General features: G+C 70.8%; 14 protein-coding genes and 1 pseudogene. 11 read left to right on the top strand and 4 right to left on the bottom strand.

The window, feature by feature from the left end:
- Positions 1 to 2: 2 nt before the first annotated feature.
- Entirely contained in the window at positions 3 to 1,577 is a 1,575-nt protein-coding gene (locus ACFWPS_RS08875) for an ABC transporter substrate-binding protein (protein ID WP_383702562.1), read from the bottom strand.
- A 186-nt stretch (positions 1,578 to 1,763) separates the two neighbouring features.
- Between ACFWPS_RS08875 and ACFWPS_RS08870 the strand changes: the two genes are divergently transcribed.
- The 10 genes and pseudogenes from ACFWPS_RS08870 to ACFWPS_RS08825 all read left to right on the top strand — a co-directional run bounded on the left by ACFWPS_RS08870 (position 1,764) and on the right by ACFWPS_RS08825 (position 12,989).
- Complete coding sequence (locus ACFWPS_RS08870) at positions 1,764 to 2,546, top strand: IclR family transcriptional regulator (protein ID WP_383702560.1); 783 nt, start codon at positions 1,764 to 1,766, stop codon at positions 2,544 to 2,546.
- A gap of 160 nt (positions 2,547 to 2,706) precedes the next feature.
- Entirely contained in the window at positions 2,707 to 4,755 is a 2,049-nt protein-coding gene (locus tag ACFWPS_RS08865; protein ID WP_383702558.1) for an FAD-dependent oxidoreductase, read from the top strand.
- A gap of 56 nt (positions 4,756 to 4,811) precedes the next feature.
- Positions 4,812 to 6,065, top strand: a complete 1,254-nt coding sequence (locus tag ACFWPS_RS08860) for an SRPBCC family protein (protein ID WP_383702556.1) — start codon at positions 4,812 to 4,814, stop codon at positions 6,063 to 6,065.
- A complete protein-coding gene (locus ACFWPS_RS08855) occupies positions 6,062 to 7,171 on the top strand; it encodes an FAD-binding oxidoreductase (RefSeq protein WP_383702554.1) in 1,110 nt (369 codons plus the stop codon). The genes ACFWPS_RS08860 and ACFWPS_RS08855 overlap by 4 nt, the downstream gene beginning before the upstream one ends.
- Before the next feature lie 248 nt (positions 7,172 to 7,419).
- Positions 7,420 to 7,623, top strand: a pseudogene (locus tag ACFWPS_RS08850) (hypothetical protein); the annotation flags it as partial.
- A complete protein-coding gene (locus tag ACFWPS_RS08845) occupies positions 7,554 to 8,429 on the top strand; it encodes a DUF4038 domain-containing protein (RefSeq protein ID WP_383702642.1) in 876 nt (291 codons plus the stop codon). The pseudogene ACFWPS_RS08850 and the gene ACFWPS_RS08845, both read left to right, overlap by 70 nt.
- Before the next feature lie 490 nt (positions 8,430 to 8,919).
- A complete protein-coding gene (locus ACFWPS_RS08840) occupies positions 8,920 to 9,711 on the top strand; it encodes a family 78 glycoside hydrolase catalytic domain (RefSeq protein WP_383702640.1) in 792 nt (263 codons plus the stop codon).
- 54 nt (positions 9,712 to 9,765) lie between these two features.
- Complete coding sequence (locus tag ACFWPS_RS08835; protein ID WP_383702552.1) at positions 9,766 to 11,148, top strand: alpha-L-rhamnosidase C-terminal domain-containing protein; 1,383 nt, start codon at positions 9,766 to 9,768, stop codon at positions 11,146 to 11,148.
- Between the two features lie 580 nt (positions 11,149 to 11,728).
- Positions 11,729 to 12,130 (top strand): heme-binding protein, encoded by a 402-nt coding sequence (locus ACFWPS_RS08830; RefSeq protein WP_383702550.1) that lies wholly within the window; start codon positions 11,729 to 11,731, stop codon positions 12,128 to 12,130.
- Positions 12,131 to 12,185: 55 nt separating this feature from the next.
- The gene (locus tag ACFWPS_RS08825) at positions 12,186 to 12,989 is read left to right on the top strand and encodes an SDR family oxidoreductase (protein ID WP_383702548.1); all 804 of its coding nucleotides are present in this window, start codon (positions 12,186 to 12,188) and stop codon (positions 12,987 to 12,989) included.
- 376 nt (positions 12,990 to 13,365) lie between these two features.
- Here the strand turns inward: ACFWPS_RS08825 and ACFWPS_RS08820 are convergent, their stop codons facing one another.
- The gene (locus ACFWPS_RS08820; RefSeq protein WP_383702546.1) at positions 13,366 to 13,956 is read right to left on the bottom strand and encodes a flavodoxin family protein; all 591 of its coding nucleotides are present in this window, start codon (positions 13,954 to 13,956) and stop codon (positions 13,366 to 13,368) included.
- 171 nt (positions 13,957 to 14,127) lie between these two features.
- On the opposite strand from ACFWPS_RS08820, the gene ACFWPS_RS08815 reads away from it, so the two are divergent.
- Positions 14,128 to 15,087, top strand: a complete 960-nt coding sequence (locus tag ACFWPS_RS08815; RefSeq protein ID WP_383702544.1) for a helix-turn-helix domain-containing protein — start codon at positions 14,128 to 14,130, stop codon at positions 15,085 to 15,087.
- Positions 15,088 to 15,644: 557 nt separating this feature from the next.
- Here ACFWPS_RS08815 and ACFWPS_RS08810 read toward each other — a convergent pair.
- Together ACFWPS_RS08810 and ACFWPS_RS08805 are read right to left on the bottom strand one after the other, a co-directional pair.
- Complete coding sequence (locus ACFWPS_RS08810) at positions 15,645 to 16,295, bottom strand: DsbA family protein (RefSeq protein WP_383702542.1); 651 nt, start codon at positions 16,293 to 16,295, stop codon at positions 15,645 to 15,647.
- A gap of 280 nt (positions 16,296 to 16,575) precedes the next feature.
- On the bottom strand, positions 16,576 to 16,938 hold the full coding sequence (locus tag ACFWPS_RS08805) for a hypothetical protein (protein WP_383702540.1): 363 nt from the start codon (positions 16,936 to 16,938) through the stop codon (positions 16,576 to 16,578).
- Positions 16,939 to 17,082 lie beyond the last annotated feature (144 nt).

Below are 17,082 nucleotides of genomic sequence, written 5' to 3'. Positions count from 1 at the left end.
GCTCAGGCTCCCTTCAGGCCGATGCCGAGGTAGTCGAACTCGAAGCCGTGCTCGGCGTATCCCCGGACCTTGCGGGAGAGCCCGACGAGCCGGTCGGCGAACATCGGTGTCATCGCCCCGCCCTTCTCGATCACGAGGTTCTGCGCCTGGCCGTAGAGCTCGCGGCGCCGCGTGGCGTCGGTCTCGGCGCGGGCGCGGTCCAGGACGGCGTCGAAGTCCTTGTCGGACCACGCGGTCTCGTTGTAGGAGGAGCCGCTGCGGAAGATCTGGGTGAAGAGCTGGTCGACGGGCCGGCCCGTGTACCAGTAGGTCGCCATCAGCGGCTTCTTCATCCAGATCTGCGTGTAGTACGAGTCCGCGGCGGCCGTCTTGACCCGGATGCGGATGCCGGCCCGCTTGGCGGACTCCTGGTAGGCGAGCGCCATGGGGGTGAGCAGCGGGTCGTAGGCGGAGGTGTAGAGGTCGACGGCCAGCCCCTCCTGCCCCGCCTGCTTCAGCAGGTGGCGGGCCTGGTCGGGGTCGTGTGCGGGGTGCGCGGGGATGTGCAGCGGGTCGTCGGGCGGCACCGGGTTGTCCCAGCCGGGGGTGCCGGCGCCCTGGAGGGCGACCTTCACCACGTGCTCAGGGTCGTAGGCGAGCTTCATCGCCTGCCGCACGCGTACGTCGGTGAAGGGCTTGTCGGTGGTGAGCATCGGCAGCACGTACCACTGGGCGTTCTTCACCCGGGCGACGGTGGCGCGGTCCGAGGCGGCGACCACGCGGGCCGTCGCGAAGTCGAGGTTGGTCTGCGAGAGCAGGTCGACCTGGCCGGCCAGCAGGGCGTTTGCGCGGGCCGACATGTCCGCCACGGAGTAGAAGGAGATCGCGTCGAGCACGGGACGCCCGGCCCAGTGGGCGGCGTAGGCGGTGACGCGCCCTGGGCCGGCGGGCGCGAAGGACTCCAGCTTGAAGGGGCCGGTGCCGATGCCGGTGCGGCCGACGGACTTCGCGCTGCCGTCCGGGACGACGTAGCAGTTGTAGTGCGTGAGGAGGCTGGGGAACTCGGCGTTCGGGGACTTGAGCGGGACGACGAGCGTGTGGGCGTCCGGGGTGCGCAGGGTCTTCGGGTCGACGAGCGGGGCGAGGACGGCCGCCTGCGGGGACGCGGTCGCCTTGTCGAGGATGTGCCGCAGGGTGTAGGCGGCGTCGGCGGAGGTGAAGGCGCGGCCGTCGTGGAAGGTGACGCCCTTGCGCAGGCGGAAGGTCCAGGTGCGGGCCTTGGTGTCGGTCTCCCAGGACTCGGCGAGGTCGGGGGCGAGGTCGCCGTCGCTGCCGACCCGGACCAGGCGGTTGTAGAGGGCGCCGAGGTATTCGTACGCCGACAGGGAGCTCGCGGGGTCGAGGGTCTCGGCGTCCGACGCGGGCGGGCGGGCGATCCGGAGAGTGCCGCCGCGGTCGGGCGGGCCCTTCGGCGCCGCCGCGGGCAGCACCGTGCCGGACGCCGCGCCCGAGCATCCGGACAGCAGCCAGGACGCACCGAGACAGGCAGTGCCGGCGGCGAGGAACGACCGCCGTCCTGGGTGGTGGGTGTCGGTCATGGGCCGACCGTCCTTCTCGCTATTCGTTCAACGGAACGATTGAGTGAAGTGCGTGAACGATAGCCATACGGCGGTTTCCCGCCAAGCCTCGGGACCGGAAATTAACCGCGGAAACGGATCCGTAACCGGTCCGGCGGGAGGCGCCGGGCCCGGGAGGGCAGCCGTCGGGCTGGCTATCCTTGCGCCATGACCGGCAACGGGAGGCCTCGCGACACCTCGGTGCAGTCCGTCGACCGCGCGGTGTCGATCCTCCAGTCGCTGTCCCGGCGCGGCCCGTCCGGCGTCACCGAGATCGCCGAGACGCTGGGCCTGCACAAGGCGACGGTCTTCCGGCTCCTCGCCACCCTGGAGTCGCGCGGCCTCGTCGAGCAGGACGCCGAGCGCGGCCGCTACCGCCTGGGCTTCGGCATGGTCGAACTGGCCGCGGGCGCCGGCCGGCAGAGCGACCTGTCGCTGCTGAGCAGGCCGGTCTGCCGGGAGCTGGCCGCCGCCGTCGGCGAGACGGTGAACCTCGCGATCCACGACGGCATCGAAGTGATCACCATCGACCAGGAGATCGGCGGCGCGACCATCGCCAGCATCGACTGGGTGGGCAAACGGAGCCCCCTGCACGCCACCGCCGCGGGCAAGGTCTTCCTGGCCCACCTGCCCGAGAAGGAGACCGACGAGGTGCTGGGGCGGGGGCTCGCGCGGTACACCCCGCACACGATCACCGAACCGGCGCTCCTGAAGGAGCAGTTGCGGACCGTCCGCGAGCGCGGATACGCCACCACGTCGGAGGAGCACGAGATCGGGCTGGCCGCCGTCGCCGCGCCGGTCCGCTCCCCGGACGGCCGGGTCGTCGCCGCCGTCACCGTCTCCGGTCCGGCCTTCCGCGTCAACCACGACACCGTGCCGAACCTCGCGGAGCGGGTGCTGGAGGCGGGCGCCCGGATCTCCTGGCACCAGGGCCACCGCAAGCACGGCTGACCGACGCCTCTCGGGTTCGGCTCTTGACGGCCGCGGGCCGACGCCTTCACCATTTGTCTCGCATCGCGAGCCTGTTTCGCAATGCGATACGACCGACGCTGCCGCGCAGCCACCGAAGTTCTGCCGCGGCCGTCGGCACCCCGCTTCCCGAGGAGTGGTCATGCCCTCCCAGAGTGTCGATCCCCTGCTCCAGCCCTTCCGCCTCAAGCACCTCACCCTGCGCAACAGGGTGGTCAGCACCTCCCACGAGCCGGCCTTCGGCGAGGACGGTCTGCCCAAGGACCGCTACCGCGCCTACCACGTCGAGAAGGCGCGCGGCGGTGTCGGCCTGACCATGATCGGCGGCTCCGCCGTGGTCTCGCCGGACAGCCCACCCGCCTTCGGCAACCTGCTGCTGTACCGGGACGAGATCGTGCCGTGGCTGCGCCGGCTGGCCGACGAGGTGCACGACGCCGGAGCGGCGGTCATGTGCCAGGTCACCCACCTGGGCCGCCGTACCAGCAACTACTCCGGCGACTGGCTGCCGGTGCTCTCCGCGTCCCCGCTGCGCGAACCCGCGCACCGGGCGTTCCCCAAGGCCGCCGAGGCCTGGGACCTCGACCGCGTCACGGCCGACTACGTCGCCGCGGCGCTGCGCTGCCGGGAGGCCGGCCTCGACGGCATCGAGCTGGAGGCCTACGGCCATTTCCTGGACAGCTTCCTCTCCCCCGCCACCAACCACCGCGACGACGACCTCGGCGGCAGCCTGGAGCACCGCCTGTCCTTCCCGCGACGGGTGATCCGGTCGGTGCGGGAGGCGGTCGGCCCGGACTTCGTGGTCGGGATCCGGCTGATGCTGGACGAGGACCGCCCGGGGGGACTGACCTTCGGCGACGCCCTGGTGGCCGCGGAGCGTTTCACCGACGACGGCATCGACTTCGTCAGCACCATCCGGGGCTCCATCGAGAGCGACGCCTCCCTGGTACGCACGATCCCGCCGATCGGCACCCCGCTGGGCCCCTTCCTCGAGTTCACCGGCGAGGTCCGGCGCCGGCTGCGGGTGCCCGTGATGCACGCGGCCCGGATCGCCGATCCCGCCACCGCGCGGTACGCCCTGCGCGAGGGGCTGCTCGACCTGGTCGGCATGACCCGCGCCCAGATCGCCGATCCTCATCTGGTCGCCAAGATCGCCGGCGGCCGTGAGGACCGCATCCGCCCCTGTGTCGGGGCGAGTTACTGCCTGGACGCGATCTACGACTCGGGCGACACCAAGTGCGTCCACAACCCGGCGACCGGCCGGGAGCTCCAACTGCCCCACACTGTCCCGGCCAGCACCGGCCGCCGACGGAAAGCGGTCGTCGTCGGCGCCGGCCCGGCCGGTCTGGAAGCCGCCCGGGTGCTCGGCGAACGCGGCCACGACGTGGTGCTGTTCGAGGCCGGCGACCTTCCCGGCGGCCAGATCCGGCTCGCCGCGTCCAACCCACGCCGCCGCGATCTGCTCGGCATCGTCGACTGGCGGGTCGCCGAGTGCAAGCATCACGGCGTCGACCTCCGATTCGGCAGCTACGCCGAATCCCGCGACGTGCTCGCCGAACACCCCGACCTCGTCGTGGTCGCCACCGGCGGCATGCCCGACCGGTCCTTCCTCGACGCGGGCGAGGACCTGGTCGCGGACACCTGGGACGTGCTGACCGGCTCACTGCGCCCACGGGGCGAGGTACTGGTCTACGACGACCACGGCGGTTACCCCGCACTCGACGCCGTCGAAGTCCTCGCCCCGTCCGGCGCCCGCCTGCACTTCGTGACGCCGGAACGCACCCTCGCCCCCGACGTCGGCAGCATGAACTCCCCCGCCTACCTCAAGGCCTTCGCGGAACACGGCGTGACCACCACCCTCGCCCGGCGACTACGCGCTGTACACCGCACCCCCGACGGCCGCCTGGCCGCCGTCCTCCACAGCGACTACACCGGCACCGACACCGAACTGACCGTCGACCACGTGATCGTGGAACACGGCACCCTGCCCGCGGACGAGCTGTACCGCGAACTGCTGCCCGGATCCAGCAACCTCGGCGAGATCGACCACCGCGCCCTGCTGGGCCACCGGGAGCAGACGGTGGTCCGCAACGACGCCGGACGCTACCGGCTGTTCCGCATCGGCGACGCGGTCACCAGCCGCAACATCCACGCCGCCGTCTACGACGCGCTGCGCCTGTGCCTGCCGGTATGACCCGTGTGACCCGTGTGACCCGTGTGACCCGTGACCAACCCTCTGGAGACACGAAGTTGAGCACACTCGCCCCCGCGACGGACCTGGCCGGCCTGGTGGCCCGCCGTCCCGTCGGCCGAAGCCTGGAAGCCCCCTTCTACACGAGCCGGGAGTTCTTCGACCTCGACATCGAGGCGGTCTTCGCCCGGCACTGGCTGTTCGTCGCCGCGGAGGCCGAACTCCCCGAGCCCGGCGACTACGTGACCGTGACCCTCGGGCCGTACTCGGTCGTCGTCGTCCGGGACGACGACGAGGAGGTACGCGCGTTCCACAACGTCTGCCGCCACCGCGGCGCCCGCATACTCAACGACGAGCGCGGCTCGGTGGGCAACATCGTCTGCGGCTACCACCGCTGGACCTACGGCGTGGACGGCCGCCTGCTGCACGCGGAGTCACAGCCGGCCGGCTTCGACCCGTCCTGCTTCGGTCTGCGGAGTGTGCACGCCCGCACGGTCGCCGGCCTGGTCTTCGTCTGCCTCGCCGAAAAACCGCCCGCCGACTTCGACGAGGTGGCCGCCCGCATCGGGCCGTACATCCTGCCGCACGGCCTGCGCCGGGCGAAGGTGGCCGCGCAGATCGACCTGGTGGAGAACGGCAACTGGAAGCTCACCATGGAGAACAACCGGGAGTGCTACCACTGCGGCGGCCACCCCGAGCTGCAGTGTTCCCTCTTCCCCGTGTACGGCTACGCCGAGCAGGACGTGCCGCCGGTGCTGCGGCCGGCGTACGAACGCTATCTGCAGGCCGACGCCGAGTCCCGCAGGACGTACGAGTCACTGGGGCTGCCGTACGAGGCGGTCGAGGAACTGGACACCCGCGCCACCGGCTTCCGCATCCAGCGCGAACCGCTGGACGGCGCGGGCGAATCCTTCACCGAGGACGGTACGGCCGCCTGCAAGCGCCTGCTGGCCGACTTCCGCACGCCCCGCCTGGGCCGCCTCTCGATGCACATGCAGCCCAACGCCTGGTTCCACTTCCTCGCCGACCACGCGATCACCTTCTCCGTGATCCCGCTCGCACCGGACCGCACCCTGGTCCGCACCACCTGGCTGGTGCACCCCGACGCGGTCGAGGGGGTCGACTACGACCTCGCCGGCCTGACGCGGGTGTGGACGGCCACCAACGACCAGGACGCGCTCCTCGTCGCCCGCGCCCAGCAGGGCATCGGCAGCCCCGCCTACCGGCCCGGCCCCTACGGCCCGACCGAGTACCAGGTCGAGGCGTTCGTCAACTGGTACGCGACCCGGCTGAAGGCGCACCTGGCACGATGACCGACACACTCCCGGCCTGGGCCGGAACCCGTTCCTGGACCGACGAGGACATCGCCGAGGACACCAGCGGCGACACCGGCGGCCTGTTGGTCTGCAAGCAGGTCCACGCCCTGACACCCGACGTCAGGACCTTCGTCCTCCAGCCCCCGCAGCCCCGCCTCTTCCACCACGACCCCGGACAGTTCCTCACCCTCACCGTCGACATCGACGGCCGGCCGGTCGAGCGGTGCTACACCATCTCCTCGCCGCCGACCCGCCCCCACTCCGTCGCGATCACCGTGAAGAGGGTGCCGGGCGGCCTGGTGTCCAACTGGCTGCACGACCGTCTGCGGCCCGGCCACACGGTGCGGGCGAGGGGGCCGCTCGGGGATTTCACCCTCGCCCGGCACCCCGCGCCGAAGTACCTGTTCCTGTCCGGCGGCAGTGGCGCGACACCGGTGATGGCCATGACGAGGGCGCTGTACGACCTGGCGCACCCGGCCGACGTGGTGTTCGTCCACAGCGCCCGCACTCCCGCCGACATCCTCTTCCGCCGGGAACTGGACCTCATCGCCGCCACCGCCCCCACCGTCCGGGTCGTGCACGTCTGCGAGGAGGACGGCCCGACCGAGCCCTGGGGCGGCCATCGCGGCCGGCTCACCCTCGACATGCTCCGGCAGATCGGCCCCGACTTCCGGCAGCGGGAGATCTTCACCTGCGGCCCCGCCGGCTACATGGCCGCCGTACGCCACCTGCTCGCGACGGCCGGGTTCGCCATGGACCACTACCACGAGGAGAGCTTCACCCTCGACCTGCCATCGGCCGCCGAAGCCGTCGCCGGCCCCGGGGAAACCACCGAAGGACGCGTCTTCACCGTCGAGTTCACCCGCAGCCGACACACCCTCACCTGCGACGCGGACACCACCCTCCTCGCGGCCGCCTCCCGGGCCGGTCTGAGCCTGCCCGCCTCGTGCGCCCAGGGAATGTGCGGCACCTGCAAGACCACCCTGCTGGCCGGATCCGTCGACATGCGGCACAACGGAGGCATCCGGCCGCGCGAAATCGCCGAGAACAAGATCCTGCTCTGCTGCTCCCGGCCCCGGGAGAACCTCGTCGTCGACGCCTGACCGTCCGGCGACGGCTCGCGACCATGATCGGGGAGCGCTGTGACCCGTTTCCTTCCGGCAGTTGTCCGACGCGAACAGGGAGCCTCAGGAAGGTCCGGTGCTCACCGGTGCGTGCTGGACATACCGTAGGACACACAGTCCGGCTCTCATGGTGGGGATGTCCGAGTTCTCGAACACCCTCTCTTCTCACTGTTACGATTCAGTGATGCTCGCCGTCGGGTCGGGCGCGCTGTATCGGCTTGTCCGAGATGTTCCCGGACCTTCCCACCGGGCACGTCAACGTGCTGAACCCGGCGTACTTCCAGTACCTCGACCGGCTGACCGGCATCCTCCGCAACCACGGGATCGTCCCCGTGCTCCAGCCGCTCTTCCACGGGTTCGGCTGGAAGGGCCTGCGGGTGGCGGGTCCGGTGGTCCCGCCGCAGGAGTACGCGCGCTACTGCCGCTACCTGGTCGCCCGCTACGGCGCCGCCCCCGTCGTCTACCTGGTCGGCGCAGACGGCGAGGGCGGCGAACCGCAGATCGCGGCGGGCGGCGCGGAGGTCGGCCGCTGGGACGGCTACGGCCAGCCCTGCGGCATCCCCACTACCGGCCGCACGCCGACAACCGCGCCCACCAGAGCGAGGCATGGCTGCACTTCCAGTGGTGCCAGACCGGCCACATGGGCGGGCACGTCCAGGAACGGGTCGCCGACATGTGGCGCAACACCCCGGCCAAGGCGGTCGCCAACGGCGAACCGACCTATGAGAACACCGGACGTGCCGGCCGGGCCGCGGGCTGGTGGCAGGGACACGAGGCATGGAGCAACCTCTGCGCGGGCGGCACGATGGGCGTCGTCTACGGCGCGGCGAGCCTGTGGCAGTGGCGGCTGCACCCGGCCGAGCCCGGGCACGAGGAGTACTTCCTGGCGAAGGACGCCGGCTGGCGGGAGGCGCTGGACTTCGAGGGCTCGCGCCAGGTCGGGCTCATCTCCCGGATCCTCGACGGCCTTCCGCTGACCGGCATGCGGCCGGACTGGCGGTCCGCCCTGGCGCCCCGGGGCCTGTCCGTCCCCGGCGTGCTGTACCTCTGCTACGCGGAGGAGGGCGGCCCGCTGGTCGTCACCGATCCGGCGAACGTCCCGCTGCCCTACCGGGTGGTCGACCCCCGAACCGGCGAGACCGTCCGCGAGGGCGTGCGGGCCACCGCCGGGGAGCCCGTCCCTGACGAGGGCGGTGCCCCGCGGGTGTACATCTGCCATGATCCGAGCCGGAGTTGATTCCCGTGCATGTCACACCGCCCACCTTCGAGCACCACCGCGAGCCCCTGGGCATCGGCGAGCCCGCTCCCCGCCCGAGCTGGCGCACACTCACCGACGCCGCGGACTGGCGGCAGGCCGCCCGCCAGGTGGAGATCACCGCCGCCGGCGGCACCGTCATGGCCGACACCGGACGCGTGGTGTCCGCCGAGTCCGTCCTCGTCCCCTGGCCGGGGCGGCGGCTCGGCTCCCGGGAGCGCGTCGGCGTACGCGTACGCGTCTGGGGTGAGGGCGAGGACGAGCCGTCGCCCTGGTCGGGAACCGCGTACGCCGAGACCGGACTCCTGGAACCGGCCGACTGGACGGCCCGGCCCGTCACTCCGGACCGTAGCCCCACCGGGGAGCCGCTTCCCGTCGCGCTGCTCCGCCGCGACTTCACCCTCACCGGTTCCGTCGCCCCGGGGTCCGCACCGTCACCGGCGCATCGCCTGCGTCGGCGGCGTCGGCCCGGCTGTACATCACCGCTTACGGGGTCTACGCGGCCGAGATCAACGGCGAGCCCGTCGGCGACCACGTACTGGCCCCCGGCTGGACCTCCTACGCTCACCGGTTGCGCTACCAGACCTACGACGTCACCCCACTGCTGCGGACCGGCGAGAACACCATCGGAGCACTGCTGGGCGAGGGCTGGTACACCGGGCGTCTCGGCTTCCACGGCGGCAGGCGCAACATCTACGGTGACCATCGCGCGCTCCTCGCCCAGCTGGAGATCGTCTACGCCGACGGCACGGCGCAGACCGTCGGCACCGACGCACACTGGCGCACGGCGGCCGGCCCCCTGCTGCGTTCGGAGATCTACGACGGCGAGGCCTACGACGCGCGGCGGGAACGGCCCGGCTGGTCCGCGCCGGGACATGACGCGTCCGACTGGGAACCCGTACACGAACTCCCGTCACCTCCAATGGAGTTGGTGGCACCGACCGGCCCTCCGGTAAGGCGTGTCCAGACAGTCGCCCCGGTCTCGGTCCTCACGACACCGTCAGGGAAGACCGTCCTGGACTTCGGACAGAACCTGGTCGGCCGGCTGCGCATCCACGTCTCCGGCCCCGCCGGCCACGAAGTCACCCTGCGCCACGCGGAGGTGCTGGAGCACGGCGAACCGAGCACCCGTCCCCTGCGGGTCGCCCGCGCCACGGACACCTACGTCCTGCGCGGCAGGGGCGTGCAGACGAGCGAGGGCGTGCAGACAGACGAAGGCGTGGAGGTGTACGAGCCGCACTTCACCTTCCACGGCTTCCGATAAGCCGAGATCGGGAACTGGCCCGGCCCGCTCGACCCCGCCGACGTCGAAGCGGTCGTGCTCCACACGGACATGGCCCGCACCGGGTGGTTCGAGAGTTCCGACCCACTGGTGAACCGGCTGCACGAGAACGCCGCGCAGGGCATGCGCGGCAACTTCCTCGATGTCCCCACGGACTGCCCGCAGCGCGACGAACGTATGGGCTGGACCGGCGACATCCAGGTCTTCGCACCCACCGCGGCCTTCCTCCACGACTGCTCCGGCATGCTGCTCGGCTGGCTGCGCGACCTGTCCGCGGAACAGCTGGCACGGCCGGACGGCGTACCGCCCCTCGTCGTCCCCGACGTACTGCCCACCGCGTTCCAGGGCGTGGGCGCCCAGGCGGTGTGGGCCGATGTCGCGGTGCTCCTGCCGTGGACGCTGTACCAGCGGTTCGGGGACCTGGGGATGCTGCGCACCCAGTACCCGAGCATGCGGGCCTGGGGCGAGGCGACGATCCGGCTCACCGCCGAGGGCGACGGGCTGTGGCGGCAGGACTTCCAGCTCGGGGACCGGCTCGACCCACAGGCCCCGCCGGACCGCCCGGGCGAGGCGCGGACCGACGGTGACCTCGTCGCCAACGCGTACGTCGTCCGCTCCGCGGAGGTTCTCGCGGAGGCCGCCGAACTCCTGGACCGTAAGGAGGACGCCACCCGCTTCCGCGCCCACGCGCAGGCGGTACGCGAGCGATTCGCCGACCGTTTCGTCACCCCGGACGGCCGACTCGCCTCGGACACCCAGACCGCGTACGCCCTTGCCATCGCCTTCTCGCTCCTGCCGACGGAGCGTCAGCGGCAGGGCGCCGCCGAACGGTTGGCGTACATCGTGCGCCGCGCGTCCTTCCGTATCGCCACCGGTTTCACCGGCACGCCGCTGATCTGCGACGCCCTGTGCGCGGCGGGCGAACCGCAGCTGGCCTACCGCATGCTCCTGGAGAAAGACTGCCCGTCGTGGCTCTACCCGGTGACCATGGGTGCCACCACCGTCTGGGAGCGCTGGGACTCGATGCTGCCCGACGGCACCGTCAATCCCGGCGAGATGACCTCTTTCAACCACTACGCGCTCGGCGCAGTCGCCGACTGGCTGCACCGTACGGTCGCGGGTCTCGCCGCCGCCGAACCCGGCTGGCGACGGCTGCGCATCGCCCCGGTCCCGGGTGGCGATCTGACATGGGCGAGGGCGGCCCACGACACCCCGTACGGCAGGGCCGAGGCGGGCTGGCGCATCGAGGGCATCAAGGGGGACATCCTCGTCGTCGCGGCGCTGGTACCCCCGAACACCCGGGCCGAGGTCCAACTCCCCGATGGCAGGGACCTGTTCGAGGTCGGGCCGGGTCGCCACATGTTCCGTTGTCCGTACGTCGCCCCGGCCTGGCCGCCGACCGCGATCCGGCACCCGTGAACCTCAGCCGACCGGACCCCGGTGATCTCCCGGTCGGAGGGAGGTCACTCGGCTGCGATGCCGGCGCAGGCAAAGTGGCTGGCAAGCTTGTACGAGGTGTACTGCCAGGACTCGACCGGCCGTCGCAACACCGACCTCGGTCAGGCCCCCAACACGGTCGACGCGTACGGGAGGTCCGTCGAGGACTACCTACGGTTCTGTGCCGCGAAAGGTACGGGTCCCGTTGCGCCTCGTGCGGACACGGCAGCCGTCTGGATCACTGTGCACCAACTGGTGTGCAGGGCCTGGGAGCCGCCGCCACCCAGTGCCGTTCGACACCGGCTGATCGGCCCGGTACCCGAACGCGACGCCCGAGCCTTGCAGGAGCCCGTGCTCGTACTGCCAGGCCGGCATCGGCATCGGCATCGGCATGAACGGTTGAAGACCGCCCATGGGCGTGATGGCCGCCGGGCGGCCGGTAGCGGGAACCTCACGCGTTCATGTGATGGAGCATCACGCGACCGCGGTGATCAGCTGAGCTCCGCTCCCCAGGCCTCCCCTGCGGACGGCACCCGCCGTCGGCACGCCCCGAAGGACCCCGATGCCCCTCTCCCTCAGCGACGCCCAGACCGTCATCGAACAAGCCCGCGCCCACGCGGACAGCCTCAGCGTCCCGATGAACATCGCCGTCGTGGACGGCGGCGGCCACCTCCTCGCCTTCGCCCGCATGGACGGCTCCGTCCTCGGCTCGATCGATATCGCCCTCACCAAGGCCAAAACCTCGATCCTGTTCAACGCACCCAGCGAAAACCTCTGGGAATACTGCAAACCCGGCGGCCCCGCGCCCGCCACCGAGTACACCAACGGTGGCCTCGTCCCCTACGCCGGCGGCGTCCCTCTGCACGACGAGACCGGAACCCTCATCGCCGCGATCGGCGTCTCGGGAGGCCTGCCCGCCCAGGACGGCGAGGTCGCCCGCGCGGGCGCGGCCGCCGTCGTATGACCTCGGGATCCGTTTTCTCCGCCCCCCAGCCGCTCCCCCCTCACGGAGGTCCGTCATGAAGAAGATCCTCATCACCGGCACCGGCACCGGCCTCGGCCGCGGCACCGCCATCGGCCTGGCCCAGGCCGGCCACCAGGTCATCGCCACCACCCAGCTCTGGTCCCAGGTCACCGAACTGCGCCGGCACGTCGAAACGCTCGGTCTCCAAGGCCGCGTCACCGTCGACAAACTCGACGTCCTCGACGACGCCGACATCGCCGCGGCCGTCACCTGGGACTTCGACACCCTCGTCAGCAACGCCGGCATCGGCGAGTGCGGGCCGATGGCCGAAATACCCGTCGACCTGGTACGCGGCACCTTCGACACCAACGTCTTCGGCAACCTCCACCTCATACAGCGGACCATCCGCAAGTTCGTCGACACCGGCACGGCGGGCCGCATCGTCGTCGTCAGTTCCATGGGCGGCTTCCTCACCGCCTACGGCCTGGGTCCCTACTGCGCCAGCAAGCACGCCTTGGAGGCCATCGCCGCCAGCCTGCGCGACGAACTCGCACCCACCGGCATCACCGTCCAGACCATCAACCCCGGCGCCTACGACACCGGCTTCAACGACCGCATTGCAGACACCACCTACCACTGGCACGACGACACCATCAATTTCACCCGCGAAGCCGACATCCGCGCCAACTTCGCCGACATCATGAAAGGCCAGTACGACCCCCAGGACATGATCGACAAAATGGTCGAGATCATCGGCGCCACCGACGGTGCCTACCGCAACGTGTGGCCGCCCGCCACCGAAGACCTCATCAAGCAGATCCAGGAAAAAGCCTGGACACTCCACGTCAACCGGGACTGACTGAAGGGGCGGCGATTCGGGCGGCCATACGGACGGCCATGCGGGCGGGGAGAGCCTGAACGACTTTCGTCATCGGGCGACGCGCAACGACGCTTCCGGGTTGCGCACATGGACCCGGCGCCGGGTGGGCACCCATGACGCCGTCGAAGCACTGGTGTCGTGAGGCGCGGTCCACTGCCGGACCGGGTCCCACGGGCGCTGCCGGGTGCCGGCGGTGAACCGGCCCGAGGGCGACCCCAAGACGCGGTGCAGGTGAACGCGGCCGGACACACCAGCCGGAAGGCCCCGGGCCAATCGCGGTCCGGGGCCTTCCGACTCCGAGTCCGACGTCCCCGGAGCTTCACCAGCAGGTCCTGCACGAACTGGAAGCCCGCGGTCAGGCGGCGCGTGCGGCGCGGCCGGCCACCCACGTGGCGGCGGTATCCGCGACGCGACGCCCCAGCGCCTCCGCGGTGGCAATGTCGCTGGCCGTCACCCCTTCGGTCCCCTGATCCGCGTTGGACTGAGCGGCGGCACCCAGGAAGAAGCCCAGCCTGTTGAGATCGTTCTCGCTCCCCTTGGACGAGTTCCAGCCACCCGGCAGGCCGAGCGCGACCCAGTGCATACCGTGCTGCGACGCCAGCGTCGCGAAGTACTGGAGAGTCGACTGCTTGTCGCCCGCCTTGGAAGCCGAGTTGGTGAATCCTGCCGCCAGCTTGTCCTTCCAAGCCTGCCCGAACCAGCGCTCGGAGCTGGCCTCCGCGAAGCCGTGGAAAGCGGTGGCAGCGGTTCCCATGTAGGTGGGTGAACCAAAGATGATCGCATCCGAGGCGTCCAGCTGCCTCCACTGGGCGTCGGTGATCTCGCCGACGGCGATCAGGTTCACGACGGCGCCGGCCTCCTTGGCGCCACGCTGGACAGCCTCGGCAATGACGGCGGTGTGGCCGTAGCCGGAGTGATAGGCGATGGACACGATGGGCGAAGTCACAAGTACCTCCTACGCTTGAAAGTGAAAGCTTCGAGATTCAACTTATTGGCGCCCTCGCAGGTGAACCGGGTAGGAGGCCGACAGGTCATGGTTAAAATCCGACACTTGGGTGTGACGGCCACTCCGGTTAGGCTGGCATTGGCCAGGTTCGCTGCGTGACGGTGGCTACGGGTGACGGTGAGAAAACGACAGGGCACATCGCGCGAGATCGCGGACATCGGCTTCGCTCCCGCCGTCGGCACACCTGCCGGCATCGAGGTCATCTCGCTGGCCGACCTGAGGGAGCGGGCCGCCGTCCACATGGGCGGAGGACGGCTGCAGGCACCGCAGCGACCCACGTTCCACCACCTGATCACCCTCTCCAGCGGCTCGTTGTGGCACACGGTGGACTTCACCGGCTACGCCCTCGATCCGGGTTCCTGGCTCTGGACCCGACCTGGTCAGGTGCAGCAGTGGGGTGATCTGGACGACGCCGAGGGCACCCTGGTCCTCTTCGAGGGCGACTTCCTGGATCCGGCCACCGTGGCCGCAGCTCGGATGGACGATCCGTACGCCCCCGTGCTCCAGGCTCCCGCTCCCGCTCCCGAGGACCGTCACGCGCTGGAGACGGCCGTGGACCATCTGGCGCTGGAGTTCCAGGCGTTGCACGGCATCTCCCTGGAAGCGCATGTGGCGGTGTTGCGCCACCTGCTGGCGGTCCTCGTGCTGCGCCTTTCGCAGCGCACCGCGCCCGTCGGCAGCCCGGCGCCGGACCCAGGGGAGACATTCCTCCACTTCCGTGACGCGGTCGAACGCGACTTCACCCGCACCCGCCGCCTGGAGGACTACGCCCGGGCCCTGGGCTACTCACCGCGCACCCTCTCCAGGGCCGCGCTGACCGGAGCCGGGGTGGGGGCGAAGGAGTTCATCGACCGGCGGGTCGTCCTGGAAGCCAAGCGCCTACTGGCTCACGGCGATCAATCAGCCGCCCGTGTCGCGGCGCAGCTGGGCTTCACCAGCGCGACCAACTTCAGCAAGTTCTTCCACCAGCGCACCGGCCAGTCGCCGATCGCCTTCCGCGCGACCGTCCGCGGCCGCTCCGCGGAGGACGACGGGAGCCGAACGCCCGACGCCAGGCGACCCGGGCAGTGAGCGCCGCGCGCCCGAGAGGCGCGGAGAGACAGGGACCCGCAGAGGCCGCCCATCGGCAGGACCCCGCCCACCACCGCGCGGTCCTCGGGCTGCCACAGGTACTCGGTGTGCCAGACCAGGCCGGGGTGGCCGCCGCGCAGCTCGAATTCGTGGCCCTCGATGCTGACGAGGTCCCTTTCCAGCACCTCCGGGACGATGACCTCGGTGGGCAGGTTCTTGCCCAGGTGTGCCCAGGTCTTGAGCTCGCCCTGCCAACTGCTCCTGATCCGCTCCACGGTGGTGGTGGCGGTGGCGGTGGCGGTGGCGGTGGCGGTGGCGGTGGCGGTGGCGACGATCCTGACGTCGGGGAACGCCTGGCGGATCACTTCCGGGTCGAAGTAGTAGTCGGTGTCGGCGGTGGTGACCACGACGGTGGTCAGCTCCTGGCCGCTGTCGATGCCGTCCCCCAGGACCCGGTACTGGTCGGCGAGCGCGAACTGGCCGGCGACCAGGAGTGCTTCGTGCTCGCCCGTGACGAGAACGGATGACTTGTTCGGAGGGGTTGTGTGAAGGCGGCTTCAGGCGGGCGTGGCGGCGGCCACGTGCTGGTCCAGGGCGTGGGTGAGCGCGTCGGCCGAGGTGGCCGGACCGCCCAGGCGGTCGGTGCCGTGGGCGGTATGCAGCAGCAGCGTCGGGTAGGCATCGACGCCCAGCCGGCGCGCCTCGAGGACGTCGGCCTCCGCCTCGGCACGGGCGGCGGGTGAAGCGAACGCGGCCGCCACCGCCTCGGCGTCCAGATTCAGTTCGGCCGCGAGTTCCCGGTACGCTCCGGGAGCGGACAGGCTGCGGCCGTCACGGTACCAAGCACGCTGCATCGCGGCCGCCGCTTCCAGGGCGTTCGCGCCTGGCTGGCTGCGCAGCGCGACCAGTCCGGTGGCGGCATCGGCGGAGTCCATCACCACGTTTCCGTCCGCCAGCGCGGCCCGGTAACCGTCACCGAAAGTGACACCGGTCAGTTGGGCGATGCGCTCGTTGGCCCCGGGGATGTGCGGGTAGGCCGACACCGGAAGTGCGCGCGCGCCGGTGAACAGACCGCCGGACAGCACGCGCAGCTCGATCCGGTCCGCATTGACGGCGGCGAACTCGTGCAAGGCGGGTCCGAAGCCATAGCACCAGCCGCAGTAGGCGTCGAAGGCGTACGTCAGCCGTATGCGCTCCACAGAACTCATCGCGCTTCGTCCTTTCCGGAATCCGTCACCCGGCTCTCTGTACCAGTCGGGCCGACGCCGTCAAAACTATGTTCAGAAGCGCGTCATTGCCGGATACGCAGACGACTCCCCATGGTCAAAATCCGACTGCCCGGCGATCTCGCTGGGCAGAAGGGCGAGATTCCGGGCGCAGCTGCTGCGTGTCATGCATATGCCATGCGGAACGCCCGGCCGGACGTCTCCGGCCGGGCGTTCGGTGGTTGCGACTCGACAGCCCCACGCCTGCCCTGTCGCTGTGCGGCTAACGCAGCGTGGTGTTGCCTTCGCCGCCGACGACGACGGGGGCGTCCGTCACCGGCGTGGCCTCGCCGAGATCCCAGCCCTTCGGCTTCGCGCCGGGTACCTCGACGACGGACGGCCCATCGCCCGTGACGGGGCCGTCCTCGACGACCGTGAGATCTCGCAGCTTCTTGGCGGTGCCCGGCTTGATGTGCTGCGGTTGCGGATTGCCGGGCGCCTCGGAGACCGTGCTGCCGTGGTGCTTGCCGGCAGTGCTGCCGGTCGAGGCCGCGGCGGCAACCCCGCCCGAGGCGAGCAGGACGGCCAGTGCGCCGGCCATCACGGCACCCTGACGACGCGAGATGCTGTTCCTACGCACCTTCATGCGATCAACTCCTTCACATGCGGGGGGGGGTGGAGACAGAGGTACCGGCACGCGTCCGGCCCCGTTTCCCCCCGGGATCGAGAACGAGGCAACTCTCGCCCCTACCCACTGAAGATCCGCTGAACGTCCTGAAGATCCCCTTCA

It is taken from the genome of Streptomyces sp. NPDC058457, assembly GCF_042720695.1.
In the GTDB taxonomy this organism is placed as follows: Bacteria; Actinomycetota; Actinomycetes; order Streptomycetales; family Streptomycetaceae; genus Streptomyces.
The sequence above is the reverse complement of the archived record's forward strand: the minus strand, read 5'-3'. Positions and strand labels throughout refer to the sequence as shown.